Annotated in this window: 24 protein-coding genes; 13 read left to right on the top strand and 11 right to left on the bottom strand. The window is 68.0% G+C overall.

What is annotated here, in order from left to right; genetic code table 11:
• Positions 1-14: 14 nt before the first annotated feature.
• Entirely contained in the window at positions 15-1,400 is a 1,386-nt protein-coding gene (locus TPAU_RS02180) for an aspartate aminotransferase family protein (RefSeq protein WP_013125130.1), read from the bottom strand.
• A gap of 148 nt (positions 1,401-1,548) precedes the next feature.
• Between TPAU_RS02180 and glsA the strand changes: the two genes are divergently transcribed.
• Positions 1,549-2,787, top strand: coding sequence for a glutaminase A (gene glsA / locus TPAU_RS02175; RefSeq protein WP_013125129.1), 1,239 nt, complete (start codon positions 1,549-1,551; stop codon positions 2,785-2,787).
• Positions 2,788-2,812: 25 nt separating this feature from the next.
• Complete coding sequence (locus TPAU_RS02170; protein ID WP_013125128.1) at positions 2,813-3,313, top strand: hypothetical protein; 501 nt, start codon at positions 2,813-2,815, stop codon at positions 3,311-3,313.
• Positions 3,314-3,423: 110 nt separating this feature from the next.
• Here TPAU_RS02170 and TPAU_RS02165 read toward each other — a convergent pair whose 3' ends face one another.
• From TPAU_RS02165 to TPAU_RS02155, 3 genes are all read right to left on the bottom strand, one after another.
• Positions 3,424-5,067 (bottom strand): long-chain fatty acid--CoA ligase, encoded by a 1,644-nt coding sequence (locus tag TPAU_RS02165; RefSeq protein ID WP_115329760.1) that lies wholly within the window; start codon positions 5,065-5,067, stop codon positions 3,424-3,426.
• A 59-nt stretch (positions 5,068-5,126) separates the two neighbouring features.
• Complete coding sequence (locus TPAU_RS02160) at positions 5,127-5,897, bottom strand: SDR family oxidoreductase (protein WP_013125126.1); 771 nt, start codon at positions 5,895-5,897, stop codon at positions 5,127-5,129.
• A 191-nt stretch (positions 5,898-6,088) separates the two neighbouring features.
• A complete protein-coding gene (locus tag TPAU_RS02155) occupies positions 6,089-6,553 on the bottom strand; it encodes a hypothetical protein (RefSeq protein ID WP_147291138.1) in 465 nt (154 codons plus the stop codon).
• 942 nt (positions 6,554-7,495) lie between these two features.
• Between TPAU_RS02155 and TPAU_RS02145 the strand changes: the two genes are divergently transcribed.
• Together TPAU_RS02145 and TPAU_RS02140 are read left to right on the top strand one after the other, a co-directional pair.
• Positions 7,496-7,981, top strand: coding sequence for a hypothetical protein (locus TPAU_RS02145; protein ID WP_013125124.1), 486 nt, complete (start codon positions 7,496-7,498; stop codon positions 7,979-7,981).
• Between the two features lie 519 nt (positions 7,982-8,500).
• Positions 8,501-8,716, top strand: coding sequence for a hypothetical protein (locus tag TPAU_RS02140; protein WP_013125123.1), 216 nt, complete (start codon positions 8,501-8,503; stop codon positions 8,714-8,716).
• A gap of 147 nt (positions 8,717-8,863) precedes the next feature.
• On the opposite strand, the gene TPAU_RS02135 is transcribed toward TPAU_RS02140, so the two are convergent.
• Positions 8,864-9,406, bottom strand: coding sequence for a TetR/AcrR family transcriptional regulator (locus TPAU_RS02135; RefSeq protein WP_013125122.1), 543 nt, complete (start codon positions 9,404-9,406; stop codon positions 8,864-8,866).
• 99 nt (positions 9,407-9,505) lie between these two features.
• Here TPAU_RS02135 and TPAU_RS02130 point away from each other — a divergent pair, with 99 nt between their 5' ends.
• Positions 9,506-11,056, top strand: coding sequence for an MFS transporter (locus TPAU_RS02130; RefSeq protein ID WP_013125121.1), 1,551 nt, complete (start codon positions 9,506-9,508; stop codon positions 11,054-11,056).
• Positions 11,057-11,239: 183 nt separating this feature from the next.
• On the opposite strand, the gene TPAU_RS21710 is transcribed toward TPAU_RS02130, so the two are convergent.
• Positions 11,240-12,421: an alpha/beta hydrolase gene (locus TPAU_RS21710; RefSeq protein ID WP_013125120.1), complete on the bottom strand. Its 1,182-nt coding sequence runs from the start codon at positions 12,419-12,421 to the stop codon at positions 11,240-11,242.
• 142 nt (positions 12,422-12,563) lie between these two features.
• Here TPAU_RS21710 and TPAU_RS02120 point away from each other — a divergent pair, with 142 nt between their 5' ends.
• The 6 genes from TPAU_RS02120 (at position 12,564) to TPAU_RS02095 (ending at position 19,949) form a co-directional block, all read left to right on the top strand.
• A complete protein-coding gene (locus TPAU_RS02120) occupies positions 12,564-13,334 on the top strand; it encodes a deoxyribonuclease IV (RefSeq protein WP_013125119.1) in 771 nt (256 codons plus the stop codon).
• The gene (locus TPAU_RS02115) at positions 13,331-14,062 is read left to right on the top strand and encodes a class I SAM-dependent methyltransferase (protein ID WP_013125118.1); all 732 of its coding nucleotides are present in this window, start codon (positions 13,331-13,333) and stop codon (positions 14,060-14,062) included. Before TPAU_RS02120 ends, TPAU_RS02115 begins: the two co-directional genes overlap by 4 nt.
• Before the next feature lie 140 nt (positions 14,063-14,202).
• Positions 14,203-16,035, top strand: coding sequence for an acyl-CoA dehydrogenase (locus TPAU_RS02110; RefSeq protein WP_013125117.1), 1,833 nt, complete (start codon positions 14,203-14,205; stop codon positions 16,033-16,035).
• A gap of 162 nt (positions 16,036-16,197) precedes the next feature.
• Positions 16,198-16,866 carry a hypothetical protein gene (locus TPAU_RS02105; protein ID WP_013125116.1) on the top strand — a complete coding sequence of 223 codons (669 nt, stop codon included), beginning with the start codon at positions 16,198-16,200 and terminating at the stop codon, positions 16,864-16,866.
• Between the two features lie 47 nt (positions 16,867-16,913).
• Positions 16,914-18,872, top strand: coding sequence for a YhgE/Pip domain-containing protein (locus TPAU_RS02100; RefSeq protein ID WP_041944615.1), 1,959 nt, complete (start codon positions 16,914-16,916; stop codon positions 18,870-18,872).
• Positions 18,873-18,923: 51 nt separating this feature from the next.
• A complete protein-coding gene (locus tag TPAU_RS02095) occupies positions 18,924-19,949 on the top strand; it encodes an acyltransferase family protein (protein WP_049825751.1) in 1,026 nt (341 codons plus the stop codon).
• Here the strand turns inward: TPAU_RS02095 and TPAU_RS02090 are convergent.
• From TPAU_RS02090 to TPAU_RS02080, 3 genes are all read right to left on the bottom strand, one after another.
• A complete protein-coding gene (locus TPAU_RS02090) occupies positions 19,927-20,430 on the bottom strand; it encodes a hypothetical protein (RefSeq protein WP_013125113.1) in 504 nt (167 codons plus the stop codon). The genes TPAU_RS02095 and TPAU_RS02090 overlap by 23 nt on opposite strands.
• 1 nt (position 20,431) lies before the next feature.
• The gene (locus TPAU_RS02085) at positions 20,432-20,854 is read right to left on the bottom strand and encodes a CoA-binding protein (protein WP_013125112.1); all 423 of its coding nucleotides are present in this window, start codon (positions 20,852-20,854) and stop codon (positions 20,432-20,434) included.
• An 85-nt stretch (positions 20,855-20,939) separates the two neighbouring features.
• Positions 20,940-22,223 carry an acetyl-CoA C-acetyltransferase gene (locus TPAU_RS02080; RefSeq protein WP_013125111.1) on the bottom strand — a complete coding sequence of 428 codons (1,284 nt, stop codon included), beginning with the start codon at positions 22,221-22,223 and terminating at the stop codon, positions 20,940-20,942.
• Between the two features lie 105 nt (positions 22,224-22,328).
• On the opposite strand from TPAU_RS02080, the gene TPAU_RS02075 reads away from it, so the two are divergent.
• Positions 22,329-23,687: a 3-oxoacyl-ACP reductase gene (locus TPAU_RS02075; RefSeq protein ID WP_013125110.1), complete on the top strand. Its 1,359-nt coding sequence runs from the start codon at positions 22,329-22,331 to the stop codon at positions 23,685-23,687.
• Between the two features lies 1 nt (position 23,688).
• Complete coding sequence (locus tag TPAU_RS02070; protein ID WP_013125109.1) at positions 23,689-24,573, top strand: MaoC/PaaZ C-terminal domain-containing protein; 885 nt, start codon at positions 23,689-23,691, stop codon at positions 24,571-24,573.
• A 150-nt stretch (positions 24,574-24,723) separates the two neighbouring features.
• Here TPAU_RS02070 and TPAU_RS02065 read toward each other — a convergent pair whose 3' ends face one another.
• Together TPAU_RS02065 and TPAU_RS02060 are read right to left on the bottom strand one after the other, a co-directional pair.
• Positions 24,724-25,329, bottom strand: coding sequence for a TetR/AcrR family transcriptional regulator (locus TPAU_RS02065; RefSeq protein ID WP_013125107.1), 606 nt, complete (start codon positions 25,327-25,329; stop codon positions 24,724-24,726).
• Between the two features lie 78 nt (positions 25,330-25,407).
• Positions 25,408-26,571: a glycoside hydrolase family 3 N-terminal domain-containing protein gene (locus TPAU_RS02060; protein ID WP_013125106.1), complete on the bottom strand. Its 1,164-nt coding sequence runs from the start codon at positions 26,569-26,571 to the stop codon at positions 25,408-25,410.
• Between the last annotated feature and the right edge of the window lie 17 nt (positions 26,572-26,588).

Raw genomic sequence — 26,588 nt, 5'->3', positions numbered from 1 at the left:
GCCTCCTGGGGCGGTCAGACGGTGTGCGCGTCCGCCACGTTCAGCGCCTCGTCGATGATCGCCAGGCCCTCACGGGCCTCCTCGACGGAGACGTTGCACGGCGGCACCACATGGATGCGGTTGTAGTTGGCGAAGGGCAGCAGGCCGCCCTTCTTCAGGGCCGCGACGGTCTCGTTCATCGCGGGGCTGCTGCCACCGTACGGCGCCAGAGGCTCGCGCGTCGCCCGATCGCGGACGAGTTCGATGGCGAAGAAGACACCCTCGCCGCGCACATCGCCGACCGACGGGTGCTTAGCCTTGAACTCCTCGAGCGTCGGCCGGATCACCTCGTCGCCGATCGTGGCGGCGTTGTCGACCATGCCCTCCTCGGCCATCGCGTTGATGGTGGCTACCGCCGAGGCGGTGGCCAGCGGGTGGCCCGAGTAGGTGAGACCGCCCGGGTAGGGCTTGTCATCGAAGGTCGCGGCGATCTCGTCACCGATGGTGACTCCACCCAGCGGCACGTACCCGCTGTTCACGCCCTTGGCGAAGGTCAGCAGGTCGGGGACGACAGGCCCCGCCTCCGTGGCACCGTGCTCGATCGCGAACCACTTACCGCTGCGACCGAAGCCGGACATCACCTCATCGGCGATCATGACGATCCCGTACCTGGTGCACAGCTCGCGAACACCGGCCAGGTAGCCGGGCGGTGGCACCATGATGCCCGGGGTGCCCGGGATCGACTCGAGGATGATCGCGGCGATGGTGTTCGGGCCCTCCAGCACGATGGTGCGTTCCAGGTGTTCCAGCGCGCGCTGCGACTCCTGCTCCTCGGTCTCGGCGTAGAACGAGCTGCGGTAGAGGAAGGGGCCGTCGAAATGGGCCACGGCCTGGGCACCGTGATCGTTGGCGAAGCGGCGGGTATCGCCGGTGACGTTGATCGACAGCTCGGTGCCGCCGTGGTAGCTGCGGTATCGGCTGAGCACCTTCGGCCGGCCGGTGTGCACGCGGGCCATCCGGATCGCGTGTTCGTTGGCGTCGGCGCCGCCGTTGGTGAAGAACACCTTGTTCAGGTCGCCCGGCGTGCGCTCGGCGATGAGCCGGGCGGCCTCACTGCGCGCCTCGTTCACGTGCTGCGGAGCGATGGTGCAGATCTTCGCGGCCTGCTCGGCGATCGCGGCGACCACCTTCGGGTGCTGGTGGCCGATGTTGGTGTTCACCATCTGCGAGCTGAAGTCGAGCAGCTTGCGGCCCTCTCCGTCCCACACGTACGAGCCCTCGCTGGCAACGATGGTCATAGGATTGATCTGGGCCTGGGCCGACCAGGAATGGAACACGTGCGCGCGGTCCAGCTCGTGAGCGCGGGCGCCGGCCGCGGTCGCCTCGTCGATGGTCCTGCCGTCGGGTAGCAGTTCGGTCATAACAAATCTCCAGTGTGTCTGACGGCGATATCGGCTGGTCTGCGCTGCTCACCTGGGTCACGTCGCGGTAGTTAGAACGATACTCAACTTTGTCGCAGTGCTATCGACCGGTCGGCACCGGCGGCTCCCGTTCGCTAGCGTCGACGCCATGACGGAGCAAACGATCGGCGATTCCATCAGCACGGACAACCCCGTCAACGCCGCAATGGCGCGGGTGCTCGACGATGTCCGCCGGGAGGATCATCCCGGTCACGTCGCGGACTACATACCGCAGTTGGCCAAGGTCGACCCGGATCAGTTCGGGATCGCCTCGGTCTCCGTGCGCGGGCACAGCTACGCGGCAGGCGACTACCGCGTGCAGTTCACCATCCAGTCGATGTCGAAGCCCTTCGTGTACGCGCTGGCGTTGCAGGAGCTGGGTACCACCGCGGTGTGCGAGCGGATCGGTGTCGAACCCAGCGGTGAGGCGTTCAACGCGATCAGTTTCGATCCGTCGGGTCGGCCGGAGAATCCCTTGATCAACGCCGGGGCGATCGTCTCGACCTCGTTGATCTCGGCCGAGACCGGCGACGAGCGGTTCGCGAAGATCCGTGCCGGTCTCTCGCGGTTCGCCGGCCGGGAGCTCGAGCTCGACGAATCGGTGTACAAGTCCGAGTCGGAGACCGGCTTCCGCAATCTGGCACTCGCGGCGCTCGCGAAATCGACCAATGCACTGCGTGTTCCGGTCGAGGACGCCCTGGATCCGTACTTCCGGCAGTGTTCACTGCTGGTGGACGCGCACGATATCGCCGTGATGGGCGCGACCCTGGCCAACTCGGGGGTGAATCCGTGTACCGGCGAGCGCGTGGTGGATACGGTGGTCGCGCGACACACCCTCTCGGTGATGACAGGATGCGGCATGTACGACCGGTCGGGCGCGTGGATGTGCTCGGTCGGCATTCCGGCGAAATCCGGTGTGGGCGGCGGCATCGTGGCCGCCGCGCCGGGCGAGTACGGCGTGGGCGTTTTCAGCCCGCCGCTCGACGAGGCCGGCAACTCGGCGCGCGGCGTCGCAGTACTGCAGAAGATGAGCAGCGAGTTCGGGCTGCACCTACTCGACCGACCGATGACGCCGGTGAGCGCGCTGGAGTCCATCACCACCGACCCGGCGACCGGCCACGTGACACTGCGACTGCGCGGCGAGGTCGACTTCGTCGCGGTCGAGGAGGTGGTACACGAGGCACTGAAGGCGGGCAGGCTGCGGCAGGGCACCACGGTGGTCCTCGACCTGACCAATGCGACGCGGGTCAGCGTCGTCGCGACGTACCTGATCAATCAGCTGATCTCGGACGTCGGCTACGGAGCGCGGGTCATCGTGGTCGATCCGTCGGGACTGCTCACCAACTGACCAACCGATCGCCAGGGGGAACGACATGGGTTGGAACGTATCGATACTGCACATCGCGGCACCGGGTCCGGACGCCGGCGGATCACTCATCTTGGGTGCCGACCGGCGGACCGATCCCGCGGGCGACGACGACGCCTGGGCGCGCGCCGTCGACGGGGGGACGGTGGTCGCGAGCGGCGATATCCTCGACCCGCACGCGGTCGAACGATTCGCGGCGCACACCGGCGTGCCGGTGACCAGCGTGATGATCGGAAGCACCGGAGGTGCCTACGGCATCGAGGTCTACCGCGACGGGGCGTTGGTGCGCCGGGTCGGCGAGACGGACGATGGGTTCTCCGATCAGGTCGGCCCTCCGCTCGCGGAGGAGTCATTGCCCGCCGTGCTGGCCGAGAAGCATTCCGAGGACCGATATTTCGCCTTGTTCGCCGCGGTCGCGGGCATCACGGATCTGAGCTTCCTCGCCGATGCCGAGTTCGCCCGGGTGATCACGCCCGAGCTCACTTTCGGTCCCGAGGGTCTCGACTGACGTCAGGCGACGAGCGGCTCGCCGTCGGCCGGGCCCCCGGGTAACGATCCCACTCCTAATACAGAAGGGCCGCGACGGTCAGGCGACCGCCGCGGCCCTTTCGGGCACGCTCAGGCGCGCGCGTCGACCACCGGGTAGGTGCCGTCGGCGTATTCGGCGCGGATGACCTTCTTGTCGAACTTGCCGACCGAGGTTTTCGGCACCTCGGTCACGAATGCCCAGCGCTCCGGGATCTGCCACTTGGGCAACAGGTCCGTGAGGTACGCACGCTGCTTCTCGATGTCGGCGTCGGCCGGGTCTTTGACCACGGCGAGCACGAACGGACGCTCGTCCCACTTCTCGTCGGGCACGCCCACGACGGCGGCCTCGGCGATCGTCGGGTTGCTCATCACGGTGTTCTCCAGCTCGACGGAGCTGATCCACTCGCCACCGGTCTTGATCATGTCCTTGGTGCGATCACGGATGGTCATGAAGCCGTCGGGGCTGATGCTTGCGACGTCACCGGTCCGCAACCAACCGTCGTGGAACTTGGACTCGTCCACCACATTTCCCTCGGGGGAATAGTAGGCGCCGGTGATCCAGGGACCGCGCGCCTCGAGCTCGCCGGAGGACTCGCCGTCCCAGGGCTGCTCATTGCCCTCGTCGTCGATCAGCCGGGCCTGCACCGAGGCCGGGAAGCGGCCCTGCGTCACCCGGTAGGCGAACTCCCTGTCGTCATCCTCGATGCCGAACGGCGGACGCGAGACCGAGCCCAGCGGCGATGTCTCGGTCATACCCCAGGCATGCACGATCCGGGTGCCCAGCTTATCGAAGGCCCGGATCATCGACGGCGGCACGGCGGCACCGCCCACAACCACCTCGCGCAGGTGCGAGATGTCCTGGGGCGTCACGGCGAGCTGCGCGGCCACGCCCTGCCAGATGGTGGGCACGGCCGCGGCGAAGGTGGGCTTCGCGGCGGCCATGATCTGCAGCAGCGGCTCGGGCTGCAGGAAGCGGTCGGGCATCACCAGGGTGATGCCGCCCATCATCGCGGCGTACGGCAGGCCCCACGACATCACGTGGAACATCGGGACGATGGCGAGCACCGAGTCCGCGTTGCCCAGGGACATGCCCGAGCTGGAGTTGACCTGCATCGAATGCAGCCAGATGCTGCGGTGGCTGTAGACCACGCCCTTGGGGTCGCCCGTGGTGCCCGAGGTGTAACACATGACCGCGGGGTCGCGCTCATCGATCTCGGGCCAGTCGAACGTGGTCGGCTCGCCGTCCAGCAGCTCGTCCAGGCTGTGCACGGTGATGCCCTCGGGCGCCTCCAGCGCCTCCTTCGGGCCGTTCGTCACGATCACGTGCTGCACGTTCGGGGTGGCGGCGATGTACTTCGAGAGCAACGGAGCGACGGAGGCATCCACCAGGATCACCTTGTCGTCGGCCTGCTTGATGATGAAGACGGCCTGCTCGGGCGAGAGGCGCAGGTTCAGCGTGTGCAACACCGCGCCCATCGCGGGTACGCCCGCGTACGCGACCTGGTGCTCATTGTTGTTCCACATGAACGTGGCCACGCGGTCGCCGCGCTGCACGCCCAGCTTGGTGAGCGCGTGCGCCAGCTGGGCCGCCCTGTCACCGATCTCGGCGAACGAGGCGTCGCGAAGCTCGGTGCCGGTCCACGTGGTGATCCTGGCCTCGGGGAAGACGCGGCGGCTGTACTCGACGAGCCGAGCGATGCTCAGCTCACCGTCCTGCATCGTGGTCGCAATCACGGTGGGGTGGACTCCTTCTCGGAAGAACTCTGCGAAATCTAATGCGAACCGGCCGGTCGCTACTGGCTGGTGAACCGGTTGATCAGGCGCACCACGGACCGCGGTGCGAATTTACTCGAATTGGACAGCAGGGTGGTGAGAGTTCCGACGGAATAGTGCACGCGCGGCAGGAAGGGCACCTGCACACCAGGGTGTACAGAGTTCCACACCTGCTCGGCCACCTCCTCGGGCGTGATGTTCACGCCGAGGGTGCGAGTGCTCTTCGCATCGGTCTCGGCGAGCGCGGTCTTGGCCCAGAGCGGCCAGATCGCGACGACCCGGATGCCGTGCTTCTCCCATTCGAGTTCGAGCGCCTCGGTGAAACCGGAGACGTAGAACTTCGCGGCGCTGTAGGTGGCGATACCCGGCTGGCCGTAGATGGCCGAGGCGGAGCTGATGTTCACCAGATGCGCACCCTCGACCCCCGTGAGGTAGGGCAGCGCGGCCTTGGCGCCGTACGTGACGCCCAACGCGTCGATGTCGATCTGCAGCTTGATCTGCTCGGGTGTGACCTCATCGAGGTCTCCGCTGAACAGCACCCCCGCATTGTTGTCGAGCACTGTGAGGGTGCCGCCGGTGTGCGTGGCGAAATCGGCGAGCGCGGCCTCCCACTGCCCGAAGTCGCGCACATCGAGGATGCCGGTGACGATCTGCGGATGCTCTGCCGTGAGCTCGTCGAGCGCGGCCTGATTGACGTCGTACACGCCCACGGTCCATCCCTCGGACAGGAAACGCAGGGCAGTGGCACGGCCGATGCCGGAAGCACCGCCGGAGATGAAGATCGATGGCATGCCATCAAACTACCTGCCGGTCAGGGCACGGTAAAGACCGTACTGAACTTCACTCAATTAGCGCCGGCGGCGGTCAAGGCGCCCAGCAGGTCCCAGGTGCGGAGGCGACGGCGTCTCACCGCACGTGCGGCCGACCTCGCTTCGCGCTTCGGTTGGGCTGTAACAGCACTGGACCGGTTTCGGCGCGAACACTAGTCGTCCAGGTCTTCGTCCGTGTCTACGTCGACGCGGGTCACACGAACGTGGGTCTGCCCTTTGTGAAGCCCGAACTCCACGACACCCACGTGCCCGAGGTCGCACTGAATCTCGAACACGAGCGAGTTATGCCGTATGCCCTCAATGGGCGGCACCGACTCCCCCGCCTCCGATGGCCCGCTGCCCCAGCCTTCGACTGGCTCGGTCGCCACGAGCATGTAGTTGTCCCTCTCAACGGTGCGGACGCCCCAGACCGTGACGAACGAGAAACCGCATGTTGGACAACGAAGTAGAGGTGGCTGCTCTCTCCCAAGCGTCTCAGTATCGCTGTACAGCACGGGTACGAACAACCGAGAGGACTCAGTGGCCGCGCCGGGAATATCCGGCAGCTCACCAGGGCGCGGTTTGACTGATCGATACGGCAGCGCTCCGCGCTTCGGGTCGGTCGGTTCTGGGGCCATACCTGCGAGGTTAGCTGCCCCCACCACCTAGGTAGTGAGCTTCCAGAAGCGGACGGATATCGTCGATCATCTTCACGCCGCGGCGGGCGACGGAGCGCTCTCGGTGGAGCTAAAAGAGGGGCGGTAGGACGACCCAGAGGTCAATCGGTCACACGAGAACGACGATTCTCGCGACGTCGAGAATTCCCCAAGGGTGACATGCACCGTTCTCGATAAGCGTTGGCCGAGAGGACAGTTTCACGGCGACCCGAAGTCAGTGAAGGAGCGAAAGCTCACGCTAGATCGGGCCGCGCAGGCTTTCTCTCTCGTCGATATCTCGTCTCCGGTTCAGGCTGAAATTCGGTACTCTCCGAGTACCGGCTACGAGCTGATTCACTGCGACGACAAGTCCCTTCCGACCGACAACCCGCCGCCTCCTGCCGTACGCCTACTCAGCCCAACCCAGCTCGACATCTGGGGGCGCGGAGCGGACCAGTGGAGGATTGCGAGTGCTGCGGTGCAGGACGGCGAGCTGCTCGTTCGCGCCGTACATAAGACCAGCTCTCACGCCCGTACGGAGATAGCGATCGATCCCGGCATTAGAGTTCCGGTGCGATGGGCTACCGAGTTTGAGGCGAGCGGGATCAAGTCCAAGATCGAGTTGACGGACATCGAGCTCGACGGGCAATGGCCTTCCACGTGGAAGCTCGGCTCTCAGGAGCGCGAGGGGCAACTTGGGGCCGACTCTCTCCGCTCTCCCAGCTAGCAGAGGCCCGCGCGCGCTCCCCGCCGACGGAGCGGGAGCGGGCCTGCCAGCAGGCGTCCAGAACGTGTCTTTTCGGGACGGCGCTAGTCACGGCCTCGCTGTTGAGAGGTCTCTGTATCTCGCAGAAGGTCTAAGCCAAGACGTGCCCCTGAACCGTTCGTTTCTGGGACAATCAGGGGCCGAGGGAGGAATCACACGTGACGCAATGGCAGCCGATACAGCGATCCGAGCAAGAGCGGGTGACACCGGAACAAGGCGGCCCGGCGATTACCTCATCCAACGTGAAGGTGCTGGTGATGTTGAAGCCCTTGCCCGACGGCGGGTGGTCGAGCATCTTCTACGAAGAGAGCAAGCGGCATCAGCTTGCGATTAGGCGATTCGCTGAATGGGAGGACAAGGTCGGGTACCACCTCGATACCGACCGTGAGCACATGTCGCCCGACATCGCGCGGTTCGATCGTGTGGTAGAGGCAACGAACGAGCGCTACCAGGCGGAAGTGCTTCCCGGAGTGCGCAGGGAGGCGGCAGCAGAGCAGCGGGCGCAGGATCGGGTTGCAGCGATCGAGGCCGAGTTGGCGAGTATCCCGATCCCCGGAGCGAAGCAGCTGCGTGCCACCAGGCCAGAAGCGTCAGGAGCCAAGCAAGCGCCGCCGCGTCGCCGGCGACGGTTTGGGATCTTCTAGCTCCACTGCGGAGCGTGCAGGGCCGTCACGATCCCACCGTTTGAAGAGCATGCGCACGGGCGCGGTTGGTACGGGAGTCAGTCCGTCTCCTGCCCACCACGGTTGCTCCGCCTCAGATCGTTCGACGTGGCGCATGAGCTTCTCTAGGACTTGCGCACGGTCGGCAGGCCCGACGACGTACTGACCTTCGGGTGACGACGGTTCGCGTGGTCGGTGACCCGCCTGCGAGGAGTATCGCGTCGAGGTCGGGCAGGCCGAGGGGAGGGCATCGCATCCTCGATGCCGAGCCAGCGTTGCGACGTCCTCAGCGACCTTCTCCCAGTCCCGAACCCACGGCCACATATTCCCGCCGTCCAGTTCGAACGTCAACGTCGTTATCGGAACTAGGCGCGGGCCGGGGTGTCCCGACGTGGGTGGTTGTCATTATGTCGCTGTTCGTCGCTATCGCGCTCGCCGCAGTTGTCGCGAACTACCTGCCACGCCGACTATCCGCAGGTAATCAGGTACAGTCGACAGACTATGACCACCGTTGAAGCACGCGGCGTCGACCAGGCCCTGGCAGGCATGGAGGCCGGTCATCTCATGGCCGGCATGCCGCTGACCGACACTGCCGAAGCAATGGTGCGCCGGATCGCAACGGGGGAGAGCACCGTCGAGCAGGAAGTCGAAGCCGCGCGACGCCGCGCGCTCGCGAGGATGGACCCGCAGCAGCGCAAGCCCCCTCACTCGCCCTGAAGTGCGCCCGGCGAAGGCGGCTCGTGCACTCGAACAGAAGATTCAGCACGAGAGCGTCCTATCCAGGTCGGCGCGGTGCGGGCGACTCGAATCGCCGCTAGCGATTCAGATGCCGCCCATCACTACACAGCGCGGGAACCGAAGGAGTTACCGCGGGGCGTCGAGCATGTGCCGCACCAGCGCAAGCAGCTCCTCGATCTGTTCGTCGGTGGCCACATGCCGGCCGCCGCTGAGGGCGGCGTTGTAGTACAGCCCGTCGCCCATGAGGATTACCGCGCGCGCGGCGGCCTCGTCGGGCACCTGCTCGACGAGCGTCTCCAGCCAGCGCTGCTGCATGGCCTGGATCGCCTCCTGGGCACGAGTGTTGGCCACCTGGCTCAGCCGCAGCACGGCGACGATGGTCCGATCGAGCGGCGTATCGGCGTAGTTCGAGGTGCGGACGTAGTAGTCCACGGCGCCCTCGGGAGCTGCGCGCATCAGCTCGACGTCCTGTTCGACCAGCTCGTTCAGCCGGCCGATCAGTCCCTCGACCAGGGCGTCCTTAGAACCGAAGTGGTACAGCAGACCGCCCTTACTGACGCCGGCCTCGGCGGCCACGGCCTCGAGGGTCGCGGCACGTTCGCCCTGTTCGATCAGGATGCGCACATAGGCATCGAGCAGTTTGGCGCGGGCGGCGGGAGGGGGCGGCACAGCACGAATGGTAACCGTGGTCACCGCACCTGGTTTCTATACCGTCTGGTTGGTACAGTAACGGTGCTGACAAACCGACCCGAACGACGGAAGTGCGACATGACCACCCTCACCACCCCGACCTCCAGGGCTCAGCCGCGCGCCACCGCGCGCGACTGGTGCGCGCTGGCCGTGCTCATGCTGCCGGTCCTCCTGGTCTCCGTGGACGGCACGGTCCTGGGTTTCGCACTCCCCTCGATCGCGGCGACGCTCGGCCCCACCGCCGCGCAACAGCTGTGGATCATCGATGTCTACCCACTGGTGCTCGCCGGGCTGCTGGTGTCGATGGGCAGCCTGGGCGACCGCTTCGGCCGGCGCCGCCTGCTGCTGATCGGCGCCACCGGTTTCGCTGCGATGTCGGTGGTCGCGGCGTACTCACCCACCGCGGCGGCGCTCATCGCCGCGCGCGCCGGCCTCGGCTTCTTCGGCGCGATGCTGATGCCCTCCACCCTGTCACTGCTGCGCAATATCTTCGCGGACCCGAATCAGCGCCGCCTCGCGATCGCGGTGTGGGCCTCGTGTTTCGCGGCCGGTGCCGCACTCGGACCGATCGTGGGCGGCTTACTGCTGGAGTACTTCTGGTGGGGATCGGTGTTCCTGCTCGCCGTGCCGGTGCTGATCCCGCTGCTGGCGCTCGCCCCGGCGTTCATCCCGGAATCGCGCGACCCCGCGCCCGGCCGGATCGACCCGACGAGCATCGCGCTCTCGCTGCTGGCCCTCACCCCGATCGTGTACGCCGTCAAGAGCATGGCCAAGGGCGGTGACCTGATGCACACGGTGGTACCTGCACTGATCGGCGTGATCGCCACGGTCGCCTTCGTGCGGCGGCAGCTGCGCCGGCCCGACCCCATGCTGGACGTGCGCCTGTTCCGTCACCGCCAGTTCTCCGGTTCGGTGGCGGTGAACCTGCTCGCCGTCTTCTCACTGATCGGCTTCATGTTCTTCATCAGCCAGCACCTGCAGCTGGTGATCGGCCAGAGCCCGATGCAGGCCGCGATCGCGCTCCTACCGGGGATGCTCGCGACGATGGTCGCGGGCCTGCTCGTTGTGCGACTCGTGCGGCACGTCGCGCCCGCGGTGGTGGTCGCCGGCGGTCTTACCCTGGCAGCCGCGGCCTACGTGCTCATCGCTCTGTTCGCATCGCCGGATTCGGTGACCGTGATCCTCGGCGCCTTCGCACTACTCGGCATGGGTGTCGGTGCCACGGAGACTATTTCGAACGACCTGATCGTCTCGTCCGTGCCGGCGGAGAAGGCCGGTGCCGCCTCGGCCGTCTCCGAGACCGCGTACGAGATGGGCACGGTGCTCGGTACCGCCGTGCTGGGTTCGATCCTGGCCGGGGCGTACACCGCGAACCTGGTGCTGCCCGCCGGGATGGACACCGGGCAGGCGTCCGCCGCCTCCGAGACCCTGGCGGGTGCACATCACGTGGCGGGACAGCTACCCGCCGAGACCGGGGCAGCGTTGATCACCGCCGCGGATCAGGCCTTCGAGACCGGTGTCGTGATCACCTCCTCGATCGGCGCGGTGCTCATGCTGGTGGCCGCCGCGATCGCCTGGTACACACTGCGTGCGCCCTCGGAGTCGACCGCGCGCACCGTGGCGCAGTAGTCCCGTAACCGCTGCGCCGCAGCACTCGCCGCCTCCGCGTGGGCGGTGAGTGCCGCGGTGGCGCGGGGCCCGAAATCGGTGGCATCCCCTCGCCCCGACCAGGCCGCCGCGCGCGCCCGCAGCTCCGCGGCAGCCCGCTCCCAGCGGTGCGCGAGCCGCTCCACCGCCGCGGAATCGAGCGCATCACCGGGCATCGTCGCGCACCCCGGCGAGGATCCTGCCGAACTCGGCCAGCGCCGGGGATGCGGCGTCGAGGTAACCGGAATGCGCGCCGAGCCTCCCGGTGGGACCATCGGCGGCAATCGCTGTTGCGCCGAAGGATTCGGCCGCGGGGTCGACGCCCAGACCGAGCCCCATCAGCCCCGGCACCATACCCAGCGCGCGCCCCGCGAGACCGCCGAGGAACGCACCGGGTGGCACCGGATCGTCGCGGTCGCGGGCCACGTACACGCCGTCGGCGAGCCCGAGTTCGGCGGCGCTCCGCACCGGCCCGGCACCGGGTGCGCCGAACAGGACCATCGCGTCGACGGTTCCGGCCAGTGCGCCGTGGCGGCCCGCCGTCGCCGCCGTCGTCGCGCCGTAGCTGTGGCCGAACACCACCGTCCGGGCATCGTCCGGCGCCATCGCGCTCACTTCCGCCAGATCGGCGCGCAACCGCTCGGCACCGCGGCTCGCGGCGTGCCCGGTGACCACCTGGGCCGCCGCTCCCCTCCCCGACGGCGCGTCGTACCCGATCCAGGCGATCGCCGCCACGCTGCCGTCGGGGTCGGCGCGCCGGGCGGCCGCGTACAGCCGCGCCGCACCGCCGCCGACGGCACCGAGCGAGGCCGCCGTGGTGCCCATCCCCGGCACCAGCACGCCGACCCGGTCCGCGGCTGCGAGGTCACCGATCGAGACCACCACGGCACCGTCGCCTCCGAAGGCCTCCGGCTCGTACGTGAGCAGTTGCACCGGCACTCGGGCTCCGGTGATCGGGTCGACGGCGCCGTCCAGTTCGGCGAGCCGGGCGGCGACAGTCTCGGCCATGGCGAGCCGCCGTCGCTGGGCCGCCGTGGGCCGCGCGATCGCGCGCAGCTCCCGCAGCTGCGCGGCCAAGCGGACCCGGTTCGCGCGGTGACGGGTCCACGCCGCCGGTTCGGGAGCGGAGGCGGGCGCCTCCCGCACGGGTACCGCGGCGGGAAGCTCGATCGCCGCGAGCCGCTCCGCGAGGCCCGGGCCGCCGCGGGCGATCTCCGCCTCCGCGCGCCGCAGCGCGGCGTCGAGCTCCGCGGTCGCCCGCACCGCGTATCCCGCCCAGCGGTCGTACGCCTCGGCGGTTCCGCCGGTCCACGATTGCGGCGCCCGCAGCGCCTCCCCCACCACCATGCGGTCACGCTAGGCCCGCGGGCGTGGCGGGCACCGTCGGACGGAGCTCGCGCGACGCCGGTTCTCCACAGGACCGTGGTCCTCCACAGGCGGTGCGCTCGGACGCTCGCCAGCGACGGTCCCGGGGCAATAGGCTGGAACCATGCGAATCGGTGCCCACGTCCGCAGCGACACCCACCCCGTCGAGACGGCGGAGAGCCTCGGCGTGGACGTGATCCAAATGTTCGTCGCGGACCCACAGAGCTGGAAGAAGCCGGAGCCGCACCCGCAAACACAGGCACTCAGGGACTCGCCGCTCGAGATCGTCGTGCACTCGGCGTACGTGATCAACGTGGCGAGTCTGAACAACCGCCTGCGCATGCCGAGCCGCAAGGCGGTCGAACAGCAGGCGGCCGCGGCCGCCGACCTCGGTGCCTTCGGGCTCGTGGTGCACGGCGGCCACCTGCGCGACGGCGAAGACCTGCAGGGCGGAATCGACAACTGGCGCAAGCTCTTTACCCGCCAGGAGGAGAAGGGCGGCTTCGGCGTGCCGATCCTCATCGAGAACACCGCGGGCGGCGACGGCGCCATCGCGCGGCAGTTGGAGACCATTGACCGGCTCTGGGATGCGGTGGGCGATCAGGGCGCCGGTTTCTGCCTGGACACCTGCCACGCCTGGGCGGGCGGCGAAGAGTTGCTGGGCATCGTCGAGCGAGTGCTGGCGATCACCGGCCGGATCGACCTGGTGCACCTGAACAACTCGCGCGACGAGTTCGATTCAGCACGGGACCGGCACGCCAACCTGCAGGACGGCACCATCGACCCCGACCTGCTGGCGGATGTGGCGCGGGCCGCCGATGCCCCGGTCATTCTGGAGACGCCGGCCGACGGCCTGGCCGACGATGTGGCCTATCTCAAGGAGGCACTGCTGTGAGCACCCCCGACGGTGCCGGTCCGAAGCACGCCGCCCCCGATACCGTCTCCCCCGACGGCATCGACCGCGCCGACCAGGAGCGGGAGGAGGGCACCCTCGGTCCGCTGTCGCCGGACGCGCTGGCCCGCGAGGAGCGGCAGATCCGCGACGCCGAGGCCTGGGACGCCCGTTACCGCTCCACCGATCTGGTGTGGGGCGCTCCGCCCGATCCGTGGATCGTCGAGCAGGTGACGATCCTGCCGCCCGGCCGCGCGCTCGATGTGGGTGCCGGTGAGGGCAGACACGCGCTGTGGCTGGCCACCCGCGCCTGGGACGTGACCGCGGTGGACTTCTCCCGCGTGGGTCTCGACAAGGCCGCGACGGTCGCGGCGCGGCAGCCGCGCACCGTCCGAGCCCGCCTGCACTGGACCCCGCTCGATGTGACCGTCGACGAGATTCCGAACTCCCCTTACGACCTGGCGATCTGGGCGTACGTGCACCCCGATGCGGAGCAACGGGCGGGCGCCATCGCGCGGGCGGCGCACGCGCTCGCACCGGGAGGGCTACTGCTGCTCCTGGCGCACGAGCGACTGGAGGGCCACGACGGATTGCCCACTTTCGGCGCGGCAGAGGTGTCCGCCGCGCTCCCGGAGGACATGGTGGTCGAGCACGTCGAGTGGCGAGAAAGTGATCCGCACCACGGAACGGGGGTTGACCTCGCGGTACGCGCGCGCCGCCGCTGGCAGTGACCTGAATCGCGCGCGAGTGCTTGCACTTGTTCGCACGCGGCGAGAGCGTTAATATTCACGTTATTACCGACTGGTAACTTACTGGCTGGTAACGACAGCTTGCAACACATCAGCTCGAATCACGAAGGTGGAACAGCCCCATGGGCCATTACAAGAGCAACGTGCGCGACATCGAGTTCAACCTCTTCGAGGACCTCGGCGTCGGTGAGGTGCTGGAGTCGGGCGCGTACGGCGACCTCGACACCGACACCGCCAAGGAGATGCTGCGCGAGGCGGCCCGTCAGGCCGAGGGCCCCATCGCCGAGTCCTTCGCCGAGGCCGACCGCAACCCGCCGGTCTTCGATCCGGAGACCCACGAGGCCAAGATCAACGAGGCCTTCAAGAAGTCGCAGGCCATCTTCGCCGACGGTGGGTGGGCCTACCTCGGCCTGAACGACGAGCTGGGTGGCACCGATGTGCCCCGCTCGCTGTACTGGGGCATCGGTGAACTGTTCCTGGGCGCCAACCCCCCGATCTTCATGTTCGCCGCCGGTCCCGGCTTCGCGCAGATCCTCTTCGACGAGGGCACCGACGAGCAGAAGAAGTGGGCGAAGATCGCCGCCGAGCGCAACTGGAACGCCACCATGGTGCTCACCGAGCCGGATGCCGGCTCGGACGTGGGCGCAGGCCGTACCAAGGCCATCAAGCAGGAGGACGGCTCCTGGCACATCGAGGGCGTGAAGCGTTTCATCACCTCGGCCACCGTGGACGACATGTTCGAGTCCACCTTCCACCTCGTGCTGGCTCGCCCCGAGGGCGGCGCCCCGGGCACCAAGGGCCTGGGCCTGTACTTCGTTCCGAAGTACCACTTCGACGAGGACGGCAACCTGGGCGAGCACAACGGCGCCTTCGTGACCAACGTCGAGCACAAGATGGGCATCAAGACCTCCACCACCTGTGAACTGACCTTCGGCGGCCACGGCATCCCGGCCAAGGGCTGGCTCGTGGGCGAGGAGATCAAGGGCATCGCGCAGATGTTCAAGGTGATCGAGCACGCTCGTATGATGGTGGGCACCAAGGCCATCGGCACCCTGTCGACCGGCTACCTCAACGCGCTGGACTACGCCAAGCAGCGCGTGCAGGGCGCCGATCTGACCCAGATGGCCGACAAGACCGCGCCGCGCGTGACCATCACGCACCACCCGGACGTGCGTCGCTCGCTGCTCACCCAGAAGGCGTACGCCGAGGGTCTGCGCGCCGTGTACCTGTACACCGCTGCGCACCAGGACGTCCGCACCGCGACCCCGGTCTCCGGCGCCGACGAGGAGATGGCCTACAAGGTCAACGATCTGCTGCTCCCGATCGTCAAGGGCGTGGGCTCCGAGCGGGCGTTCACCCTGCTGGGCACCGAGTCGCTGCAGACCTTCGGCGGATCGGGCTTCCTGCAGGACTACCCGATCGAGCAGTACGTCCGGGATTCGAAGATCGACTCGCTGTACGAGGGCACCACCGCCATCCAGGCGCAGGACTTCTTCTTCCGCAAGATCCTCCGCGATCGCGGTGCCGCCCTGGGCCACGTGGCCGGTGAGATCACCAAGTTCATCGAGGCCAACGCCGGTGGCGCCTTCGCCGCGGACATCGCCCTGCTGAAGACCGCCACCGAGGACGTGCAGGCGATGGCCGCCACGCTCACCGGTTTCGCGCTCGCCTCGCAGCAGGAGCCCAAGGAGCTGTACAAGGTGGGCCTCGGCTCGGTGCGCTTCCTGATGGCCTTCGGCGACCTCATGGTGGGCTGGCGCCTGCTGCACCAGGCCGTGATCGCGCAGGCCAAGCTCGACGGCGGCGCCTCCGGTGCCGACAAGTCCTTCTACGAGGGCAAGGTCGGCGTCGCGAAGTTCTTCGCCGCCAACATGCTGCCGCTGCTGACCTCGGTCAAGGACGTCGTCGCCGCGGTCGACAACGAGCCGATGGAGCTCGACGAGGCTGCGTTCTGATCGTCGTCTAGCGACACGAACCTCGAGGGCGCTCCGACCACCGGTCGGGGCGCCCTCGCCCGTTCCCGGGCCCGACGGTCCGCCCGACGTGCGCGCCGCACCGTCGGGCAGCCACCGTAGGATTGCTACCGACTTGCGCCGACGACCTCCGGAGTGCCCCGCATGGACGATGACCAGCCGAACGACGTGCAACTCACGGCGGTGAACATCGGGGTCGACGGAGAGCACGGCCCGTTGTTCCAGGGCATCGATCTGGAGTTCGGCCCCGGCCTGCACGCGGTGCAGATGCCCGCGGGGCGCGACCAGGACGCGCTGCTGCTCACGCTCGCCGGCCGGCTCAAGCCCACGCACGGCACCGTCGACGCCCTGGGCGCGACCAGCCCGGGCGAGATCCGCAAGAAGTGCGCCATCGCCGCTTTCGCGGACATCGACGAACTGGACGAGTCGGTCTCCGTCGAGACCGTGCTGTCGGAGCAGCGGCGCTGGCTGGCGCCGTGGTATTCGATGGTGCCGCTGAGCGCCGGCCGGCTGGAGATGGACCAGGTGTTCGGCGAGCTGGACCGCCCCGAACCGAAGACGCCCATCGTCGAGCTCACCGATTTGCAGCTGTTCCTGTTGCGGATCACCCTGGCCCTGTTGGGGAACCGGCCGATTCTCATCGTCGGTGATCTGGAACAGGTCCGCGACAATCCCGGTCGCGCCGACGCCGTGCAGCGCCTCGGCGCCATCGCGACCCGCTACACCGTGATCGTCGGGGTCACCAACCCCCTCGGCGGCACCGCACCGCAGCACACCCTGCACGACCGCCGCGCGCTCACCCGGAAGGACTGATCTCCATGTCCGACAAGAAGTCCCCGAAGCGGAGCAACACCGTTCCGATCGCCGCCGGCCTCGCCTTCGGCTCCGAGATCAAGCGCTTCGGCCGCAGCCGGATGACGCGCGCCGCGATCGTGGTGCTCATGCTGCTGCCGCTGGTGTACGGCGCGCTGTACCTGTGGGCCTTCTGGGACCCGTTCGGCAACGTCAACAAGATGCCGGTGGCGCTGGTGAACGCCGACAAGGGCACTATCGTCAAGGATCAGAAGATCAACGCGGGCGCCGAGGTCGAGAAGTCGCTCAAGGACGACAAGAGCCTGGACTGGAACATCGTCTCGCCGGCGGAGGCGCGGCAGGGAGTCAAGGACGGCACGTACTACTTCATGCTGGAGCTGCCGGAGAACTTCTCCTCGGCGATCGCCTCGCCGATGACGGGGAAGCCCGAGAAGGCGCAGCTGCGGGCCGTCTACAACGATGCCAACAACTACATCAGCTCGACCATCGGACAGACCGCGATGGCGCAGGTGCTCAACGCGGTCTCGACCAGGGTGTCCGGGCAGGCCGTCAACCAGGTGCTGTCCATGATGATCACGGCCGGAGCGGGGATCGAGCAGGCCGCCGACGGGGCGGGGAAGCTGGCCGACGGGCTGGTGACCGCGAACGACGGTGCCGCCAAGCTCGCCGACGGCCTGGCGACTGCGAAAACGGGATCGGCCCAGTTGAAGACGGGGTCGCAGCAGCTCTCGGACGGCATCAACCAGGCCACCGATCCGATCCTCGCGGTGACTCGTGCGCTCTCCGGCCTGGGTGGGAACACCGCCGAGTTGCAGCAGAGCGCTACGGCATTGGTCGAGGCCGCCGATAAGGCCGGGGTGTTCGTCAAGACGCAGGACACGGCGCTCGCCGGTATCGATGCCGCGATCCGTCAGCTCGCCGCGAGCCCCGACCCAGCTGCCCGACAGGCCGCGGACGGCCTACGCGCGATACGCGGGCAGCTGGCCCAGGCGTCGGTGACCGAGCAGACGAAACAGCAGATCATCGCCGCCCAGAACGGGGCGATCGCGCTCACCGAACAGCTGCGCACCCCGGGCAGCCCGCTCCAGACCGTACTGTCGAAGGTGGGCGGCACGGGCGACGATCTGACCGCCAAGCTCACCCAGTTGCGCGACGGTGCCGCCCAGGTGGCCGCCGGTAACGCCCAGCTGGACAACGGCATCACGCAGCTCTCGTCGGGCGCCGGCCAGCTCGCAACGGGCACCGTGCAACTGAAGGACGGCAGCCGGGAGCTCGCGACGAAGCTCGGGGAAGGGGCGCAGTCCGTCCCGAAGTGGTCGCAGGAGCAGACCTCCCAGGTGGCTTCGACCATCGGCGGCCCGGTGCAGCTCGACTCGACGCACGAGAACCGGGCCCCGAACTTCGGTACCGGTATGGCGCCGTTCTTCCTCACGCTCGCATTGTTCTTCGGGGCGCTCGTGCTGTGGATGGTGTTCCGGCCCTTGCAGAACCGCGCCATCGCGGCGGAGGTGCTGGCGATCCGGGTGGTGATGGCGAGCTATCTCCCGGCGGCGGCGATCGCGCTGTGCCAGGCCGTGATCCTGTACTGCGTGGTGCGGTTCGCCCTCGGACTGGAGGTCGCCCACCCGGTGGGCATGTTCTTGTTCATGTTGGGCGTCTCCCTCGCCTTCGTGGCGTTCACCCAGGCGGTGAACGCCCTCGTGGGGCCGGCGGTGGGCCGCGTGCTGATCATGGCGCTGCTCATGCTGCAACTGGTGAGTTCCGGCGGCATGTATCCGGTGGAGACCACCGCCCGACCCTTCCAGGTGCTGCACAAGTACGACCCGATGACCTATGGCGTGAATGGATTGCGCCAGTTGGTCTCCGGCGGAATCGACCACCGGCTCTGGCAGGCGGTCGCCGTGTTGGTGTTCCTGTGGGTCGTCTCCGTGACCGTCTCGTGCCTCTCCGCGAGACGGAACCGGTTGTGGAACCTCGACCGGTTGATGCCCGCGATCAAGATCTGACCCATCGTCGCCCCCACCGCTCCCGCCGAGCGCATCCCCGCACTGACGGGGTTGCGCGCGTCGGCCGCGTTCGCGGTGTGCGTCACGCACGCCGCCTTCTGGGCGGGCGATTTCACGCCCGACGCCTGGGGCGCCGCGTACGCCCGGCTGGAGACGGCGGTACCGGTGTTCTTCGCACTCTCCGGCTACCTGCTGGTGCGCCCCTGGCTCACCGGGACCGCCGATGTCCGAAGGTACTTCGCACATCGCGCGTGGCGCATCCTGCCCGCGTACTGGGCGGTGGTCACCGCGGTCTACCTGATCTACATGTGGCGATCCGACCCCTCGGATTCCGGTCATGGCTGGGGCGGCTACCTGCGGAACATGCTGTTCGTGCAGGTGTACGGGGTGGGACACGTGCACACCGGACTGGCGCAGATGTGGAGCATGTGCGTCGAGGTGGCCTTCTACCTGGTGCTCCCGCTGATCGGCATCGCTCTGGTGCGGCGGGCGCCGCGATCCTGGGTAGTACCGGCTGCAATGACGGCGCTGACCGCCGGCTGGGTCGCGCTGGTCACGGCCACCGAGCTGTTCGGGAAAACGGCGCGCACCTGGCCGCCGAGCTACGCCGCCGCGTTCGCCGCGGGAATCACTGTGGCGCTCTTCGCCGATCGGGTGCACTGGACCCCACTTCGCCGGCGGGCGCTGCTCGCCGCCGCGATGCTCTCGTACGCGGTGTTGCTCACGCCGTTGGCCGGTCCCATCGACCTCGCCCTACCGAATCCCGGTCAGGGCGTGTTGAAGTACCTGCTGGAGGCGCTGATCGGCGGCGTGCTGGTGGCGTGGGCGGCGAGTGGGCCGTCGCGCGTACTGGCGTCTCGGCCGATGGTGTGGCTGGGCGGGATCAGCTACGAGTTCTTCCTGATCCACGTGATGGTGATGGACGTGGTGGTGCTGGACCTGTTCGGCTGGTCGCTGTTCCAGGGCTCGACGGGGCCGATCGCGGTGGTGACCACCGTGCTCACCGTCCCGCTGGCGTGGTTGCTGCACACCGCGGTGGAACGGCTGCGGCGCGCTACCCGCGCAACCGGGAGATGACGGCGTCGATCAGTTCGTGCCGCCTGTGCGACGGCGCCTCCCACAGTCTGCCGGTGAGCCCCTCCAGTGAGGCCACCGCGGGTTCGAGCTCGGCGAGGGCTTTCGTCCGCTCCGCCGCGGGCAGCTGCGCCGCGGCGATGATCCGGTCGTCGAGCGCGAACACGGCATCGTCGAGATCGTCGAGATCGCCCGGCTTCCCCGTGACGGCGGAATCCGCGGGCGGTGGCACCGCGACCGGGTTGCCGTTGCCGTGCACATCGGCGATGGCGTAGCGGACCCGTTGGTGCAGCAGCGCTTCCGGCGCGCTGGAGGTGGACCACTCCGCGGGCGCACGCCCGGGACGCCCCGGCACCAGGTCGCTGGACTTGGCGAATTTCTGGATCCGCTTGTTGGAGTCGCGCAGGAACCAGCCCACGCTGATCAGCAGCGAGATCGCGACGATCGCGACCACCACGACGATGACGATTCCGGTGGTACCCATGTCAGTTCGCCTCCCGGGTGATGCCGGTACGACGTTGCTCGATGATCAGGCAGCGGTCCTCGACGTAGAGCAGACCGGCGGCTTCGGCGATATCGCGGGCCTCGGCGGAGCGGATGCCCAGTTGCAGCCACAGTGCGGTGGCGCCCGCGGCCACCGCCTGCCGCGCGATCTCGGGGGTCTGGTCGGACGGGCGGAAGACGTCGACGAGTCCCACCTGCTCGGGGATGTCGGCCAGCGTGCGGTAGACCTTCTCACCGACGATCTCGTCGGCCTTCGGATTGACCGGGATGATCCGCCAGCCGTGCTCACGCATGTACGCGGGAACCTCGTTCGCCGCCTTGGCCGGATCAGCACTGGCCCCGACCACCGTAATGGTGTCGTAGTCGCGCAGTATCCGCTCGATCGTCTGGTCCGTGGCGGTCATGGTGCCAGTGTAGGCCCGAGGGCAACGATGTCGGGCCGTCCAGGTGCTGTGGATGGCACCGGGACGGCCCGACATTCGTGCGGGATCAGCCCTCGATGATGGCGGTGATGCCCTGGCCGCCGGCGGCGCAGATCGACACCAGCGCGCGACCGCCGCCGTTCTCCTTGATCTGCTTGGCCGTCGAGGCCACGATCCGGCCGCCGGTCGCGGCGAACGGGTGGCCCGCGGCCAGCGACGAACCGTTGACGTTGAGCTTGCTGCGGTCGATCGAGCCGAGCGGCTTGTCCAGACCCAGCTTCTCTTTGCAGTACTCCGGCGACTCCCATGCCTGCAGGGTGGCCAGCACCACGGAGGCGAAGGCCTCGTGGATCTCGTAGAAGTCGAAGTCCTGCAGCGTGAGCCCGTTGCGCTCCAGCAGCTTCGGCACCGCATACGTGGGCGCCATCAGCAGGCCGTCCTTGCCACCGACGTAGTCGACGGCCGCGTACTCGACGTCCTTGAGGTACGCGAGCACCGGCAGGCCCTTCTCCTTGGCCCACTCGTCGCTCGAGAGCAGCACCGTCGAGGCACCGTCGGTCAGCGGGGTCGAGTTGCCGGCCGTCATGGTGGCGTCGCCGAGCGAGACGCCGAAGACGGGCTTGAGGGTCGAGAGCTGCTCGACCGACGAGTCGGGACGCAGGTTGTCGTCGCGGGTCAGGCCCAGGTACGGGGTGATCAGGTCCTCGAAGAAGCCGCGATCGTAGGCCGCCGCCATGTTCTTGTGGCTCAGCGCGGCCAGCTCGTCCTGCTCCGAGCGCGCGACGCCCATCTCCTTGGCGGTGATGGCGGCGTGCTCACCCATCGACATGCCGGTGCGCGGCTCGCCGTTGCGGGGGATGTCGATGCCCAGGTTGCCGGGGAGCTTGCCGACCAGCTTGAGACGGTCGACGTTGCCCTTGGCCCGGTTCAGGTCGAGGAGCACCTTGCGCAGGCCCTCGGAGACACCGATGGGGGCGTCGGAGGTGGTGTCGGTTCCGCCGCCGATACCGGCTTCGAAGCGGCCGGCCGCGATGCCCTGGGCGACGGTGTTGATCGCCTGCAGGCCGGTGGCGCAGGCCTGCTGCACGTCGAAGGCCGGGGTGTACGGGCTGAGCGGGCTGCCCAGTACGGATTCGCGGATCAGGTTGAAGTCGCGGCTGTGCTTGAGCACGGCACCGCCGACGACGGCGCCGAGCTGCTCGCCCTGCAGGTTGAAGCGGGACACGAGGCCGTTGAGCGCCGCGGTGAACATGTCCTGATTGCTGGCCTTCGCGTACGCCCGGTCGGAACGGGCGAACGGGATCCGGTTGCCGCCGAGAATCGCGACCGGTCGAATTTCGGAGTTTGCCACGGGTTTCTCCCAGTGATCGAGGGTTGCTACTACCGAGTATTCTTACTCTGGAGTAAGTTGCTTGTCGATAGCCTATCGGAACCCCACACGGATGAGGAACCTCACATGCCTGATGCACCCAGCACAGACTTCTACGCAGCGTTCGTGAAGTCGGGCCCCGGCTCCTTCCTGGCCAGCCGTCTCGGCCTCCCGCAGCCCCCGTCGCTGCGCCGCTACCAGCCCGGTAAGCCCGCCCTCGCCGGCCCCGTCCTGCTCGGCGGCAGCGGCCGCCTGGTCGAGCCGGTGCGCGAGCTGCTCGCCGACTACGACCTGGTGGTCAACAACGGCGGCGCCCGCGGCGCCGAGAAGCTCGGTGGCGCCGTCTTCGATGCCACCGGCATCACCTCCATCGACGATCTCAAGGGCTTGTACGAGTTCTTCGGCCCGCAGATCCGCTCGCTGGGCAACAGCGCCCGCATCGTGGTGCTGGGCACCACGCCCGAGCTGATCGAGGATATCGACGAGCACATCGTCCAGCGCGCCCTCGAGGGCTTCACCCGCTCGGTGGCCAAGGAGCTGCGTGACGGTGCCACCGCCCAGCTGGTGTACGTGCACCCGAAGGCCTCGACCGGCGCCTCCGGCCTGGCCTCGACGCTGCGTTTCCTGCTCTCGGGTAAGTCGGCGTACGTCGACGCGCAGGTCATCCGGATCACCGACAAGGACGCCGAAGCGCCCGCCGACTGGGACAAGCCGCTCGCCGGCAAGGTCGCCCTCGTGACCGGTGCCGCCCGAGGCATCGGCGCCACGATCGCCGAGGTGCTCTCGCGCGACGGTGCGCATGTGATCGCCGCCGATATCCCCGCCGCCGGCGAGGCCCTGTCCGAGGTCGCCAACAAGGTGGGCGGCACCGCGCTGCCGCTCGACGTGACCGCCCCCGATGCGGGCGCGAAGATCGCCGAGCTGGTCAAGTCCCGCCACAGCGGCCTCGACATCGTGGTCAACAACGCCGGCATCACCCGCGACAAGCTGCTGGCCAACATGGACGAGGGCAAGTGGAACTCGGTCATGGCCGTCAATCTCAAGGCCCCGAAGCAGCTGGTGGACGACCTGCTCGCCGCCGGTGCGCTGAACGAGGGCGGCTCCGTGGTCGATGTCTCGTCGATCGCCGGTATCGCCGGTAACCGCGGACAGACCAACTACGGCGCTACCAAGGCCGGCGTGATCGGCATCGTCGATGCGTACACCTCGGTGCTCGCGGAGAAGAACATCACCATCAACGCCGTGGCCCCCGGTTTCATCGAGACCGCGATGACCGCCGCGATCCCCCTGGCAACCCGCCAGGCCGGCCGACTGATGAACTCGCTGCAGCAGGGCGGCCAGACCGTCGACGTCGCGGAGACCATCTCGTACTTCGCCGCGCCCGCGTCGGCAGCCGTGACCGGCAACGTCGTGCGCGTGTGCGGTCAGAGCCTGCTGGGAGCCTGATATGGCGCAGAACGTGACCGTGCTGCAGGCGCCCCCGTCGAGCCTGTCCGTGCTCACTCGCGGACTCAAGGGCATTCTGCCCGTGGTCGGCAAGCACGGGAAGCTGACGCCGGAGACGCCGCTACCCGACCGGACGGTGGAGCTGACCGTCGATGTGGATCCGGCTCGCGTGGCCGAGTACTGCGATGTGGTCGGGCTGCAGAACACCGGCGAGGTGCCGGTGAACTACCTGTACGTGCTGTCCTTCCCCTTGATCATGGACCTGTTCCTGGCCGATGATTTCCCTGCCGCCGCAGTGGGTTCGGTGCACGTGGAGAACACCATCACCCGTCGTCGCCGCGTGGTTCCGGGCGAGAAGCTGACCCTGCGTACGTCCGCCGAGAATCTGCGTGAGCACCGCAAGGGGATGCTGATCGACTTCGTCACCGAGTTCACCGACGCCGACGGTGCGTCCGTGGCCTCCGAGGTCTCGACGATGATGATCCAGCAGAAGACCTCGCTGTCGGGCGAACCCGCCGGCCCCGCGCCGAAGGAGGGACGCCCCGGCGCCCCCGACGCGCTGCTGTCCGCCGACGGTGGCCTGATCCGGCGCTACGCCGGGGTCAGCGGCGACCGGAACCCGATCCACATGTCACCGTTGGGCGGCAAGGCTTTCGGTTTCCCGTCGTCGATCGCGCACGGCGCCTGGACGGCTGCGGCCATTCTGCGCGTGCTCGAGGGACATATCCCCGACGCGGTGGTCTACCACGTACGTTTCGGCCGTCCCGTGGTGCTGCCGGCGAAGATCGGACTGTTCGTCACCCGCACCGACGAGAGCACCGAGATCGTCGCGCGTGATCTCAAGAAGGGCTTCCCGCACGTGACCGCCACCGTCACCCCGCTGTAGCCCCATCGACTGTGCCCCGCTCCCGGATCCGGATGCGGGGCACATTCATGTTCATCGTGAAACTGTTCGGCCACTATCTCCACACGTCCTCGCTGAGCGACAGTCTCGCGAAGGAGTCGGGCCACGTGGCACGAGCGTGATGCGTGAGCGCTACTTGCCGTCTTCCGGGCGCTCGCCGCGGATGCCGCCCCACAGGAAGGAGGTCATGATCTCCACGGCGCGGTCGAGTTCGACCTTCCCGGTAGCGAGACGATCGGCGATGGCCTCGCCGGAGCCGACCAGGGCGACGGCGTAGAGCTCGAAATCGGTGTCCTCGGGCGCGTACTTCGCGGCCTCCCGCAGGAGAACCGCGGTCATCTCGACCACCCGCTCGCGATTGGCTTCGACGAGCGTGGCGAAGGACGCCTGGCCGCTCGCCTCGCGGTACATCACACGCCAGGCGTCGCGGTTCTGGTCCACGTACTTGAGGAAGCCTTCGATCACCGACCGTAAGCGCTGCGAAGGCGGAAGGGCGGGGGTGGCATCGAACTCGATGCTCCGCATGAAATGGCCCACCTCACGGGTGACACACGCGGCGAACAGCTCATCCTTGGACCCGTAGTACAGGTACAGCATCGGCTTGCTGATCTCCGCCTCGCGGGCCACGGCGTCCATCGACGTCTCGTAGAACCCGTTGCGGGAGAACACCTTGATAGCGGCGTCGAGCATCTGCTGCTCGCGCACCGCGCGCGGCAAACGCTTCGTTCCACCAGCCACCGACACACTCCTTACTCTTCGGTCAGATACTACGGCACCTGGTTACCGGTTAGTAAGTTCCGGCCAGATCCGCTTGTTTCAGCAGCGCACCGCATGCTTCGCGCGCGCCACCCGCAGCACTGAGGCGTCGAGCCGCTGCATCGGCAGCGTGCCCGCCCGCACCGCCGCCTCGACCTGCGCGACGGCCGCACCGAGTTGGTCGGTGGAGATCCAGAGGGCCACGTCAGCACCTGCCACCAGGGCCTTCGTCACGGCCTGCGGCACCGTGAAGGTGTCGGTGACGGCCTTCATCCCGGACAGATCGTCGGTGAAGATCGGGCCGGCGAACGGGGCGGCACCGTATCCGGCACCGTCGCGCAGCAACCGCATCGTGTTCGGGCTGAGGCTGGTGGGTGTGCCCTTCTCGGTGAGACCGGGCACCGTGAGGTGCCCCACCATGATTCCGGCGTCGTCGGTCGCGGCGGCGCGGAAGGGCACCAGGTCCTTCTTCTTCAGCTCCGCCAGCGGCGGCACACTCACCCCGCCCTGATGCGAATCCCCGGAGGAGTGTCCGTGGCCCGGGAAGTGCTTGTACACCGGGTAGACGCCGCCATCACGCAGCCCGGCCGCGAAGGCCTTGGCGTATTTGGTCACCACGGCGGGGTCGTCGGAGTAGGAGCGGTCGCCGATCACCGAATCAGCTAGCTGCGCAGAGACATCCGCATCGGGCGCGAAGTCGACGGTGATCCCCATCGACGCCATCAGGGCGCCCACTCGCTTGCCTTCGGCCCGCGCCTGCTCGACCGTCTTGGTCTTCGCGAGTTGGCGTGCGGAGACCAGGTTCGCGCCGGGCACCCGGGATACTCGGCCGCCCTCCTCGTCGACCGACACCATGAGCGGCACCTTGCCCGCGGCCGAGACTTGTTTGAGCGCACCACCGGCGAAGATCGACTTGTCCGTCCAGCTGCCCACGAAAATGCCGCCGACGCCGTACTGCTGTACCGCACGGCGAGCGTCGGCGGCATCCTTGACCCCCACCATGAGCAGCTGGGCCACCTTCTCCCGCACGCTGAGCTTGCTCAGGTAGTCGATCTCGCAGCTCACTGGGCGAGCTGCGGCCGAGGACGATGCCGTGGAGCTGTTCGGTGCGGGTACCGCGGACGTTACCGACGTGGGGGCGTCCGGTCCGGAGGATGTGCCGCACGCGGCGACACCCGCCGCGGCGATCACCATGACCGTGAGGTTTCGAAACAATCGCATCATGGCCAGTCTCGCAGATC

It is taken from the genome of Tsukamurella paurometabola DSM 20162 (assembly GCF_000092225.1).
Classification (GTDB): domain Bacteria; phylum Actinomycetota; class Actinomycetes; order Mycobacteriales; family Mycobacteriaceae; genus Tsukamurella; species Tsukamurella paurometabola.
The sequence above is the reverse complement of the archived record's forward strand: the minus strand, read 5'-3'. Positions and strand labels throughout refer to the sequence as shown.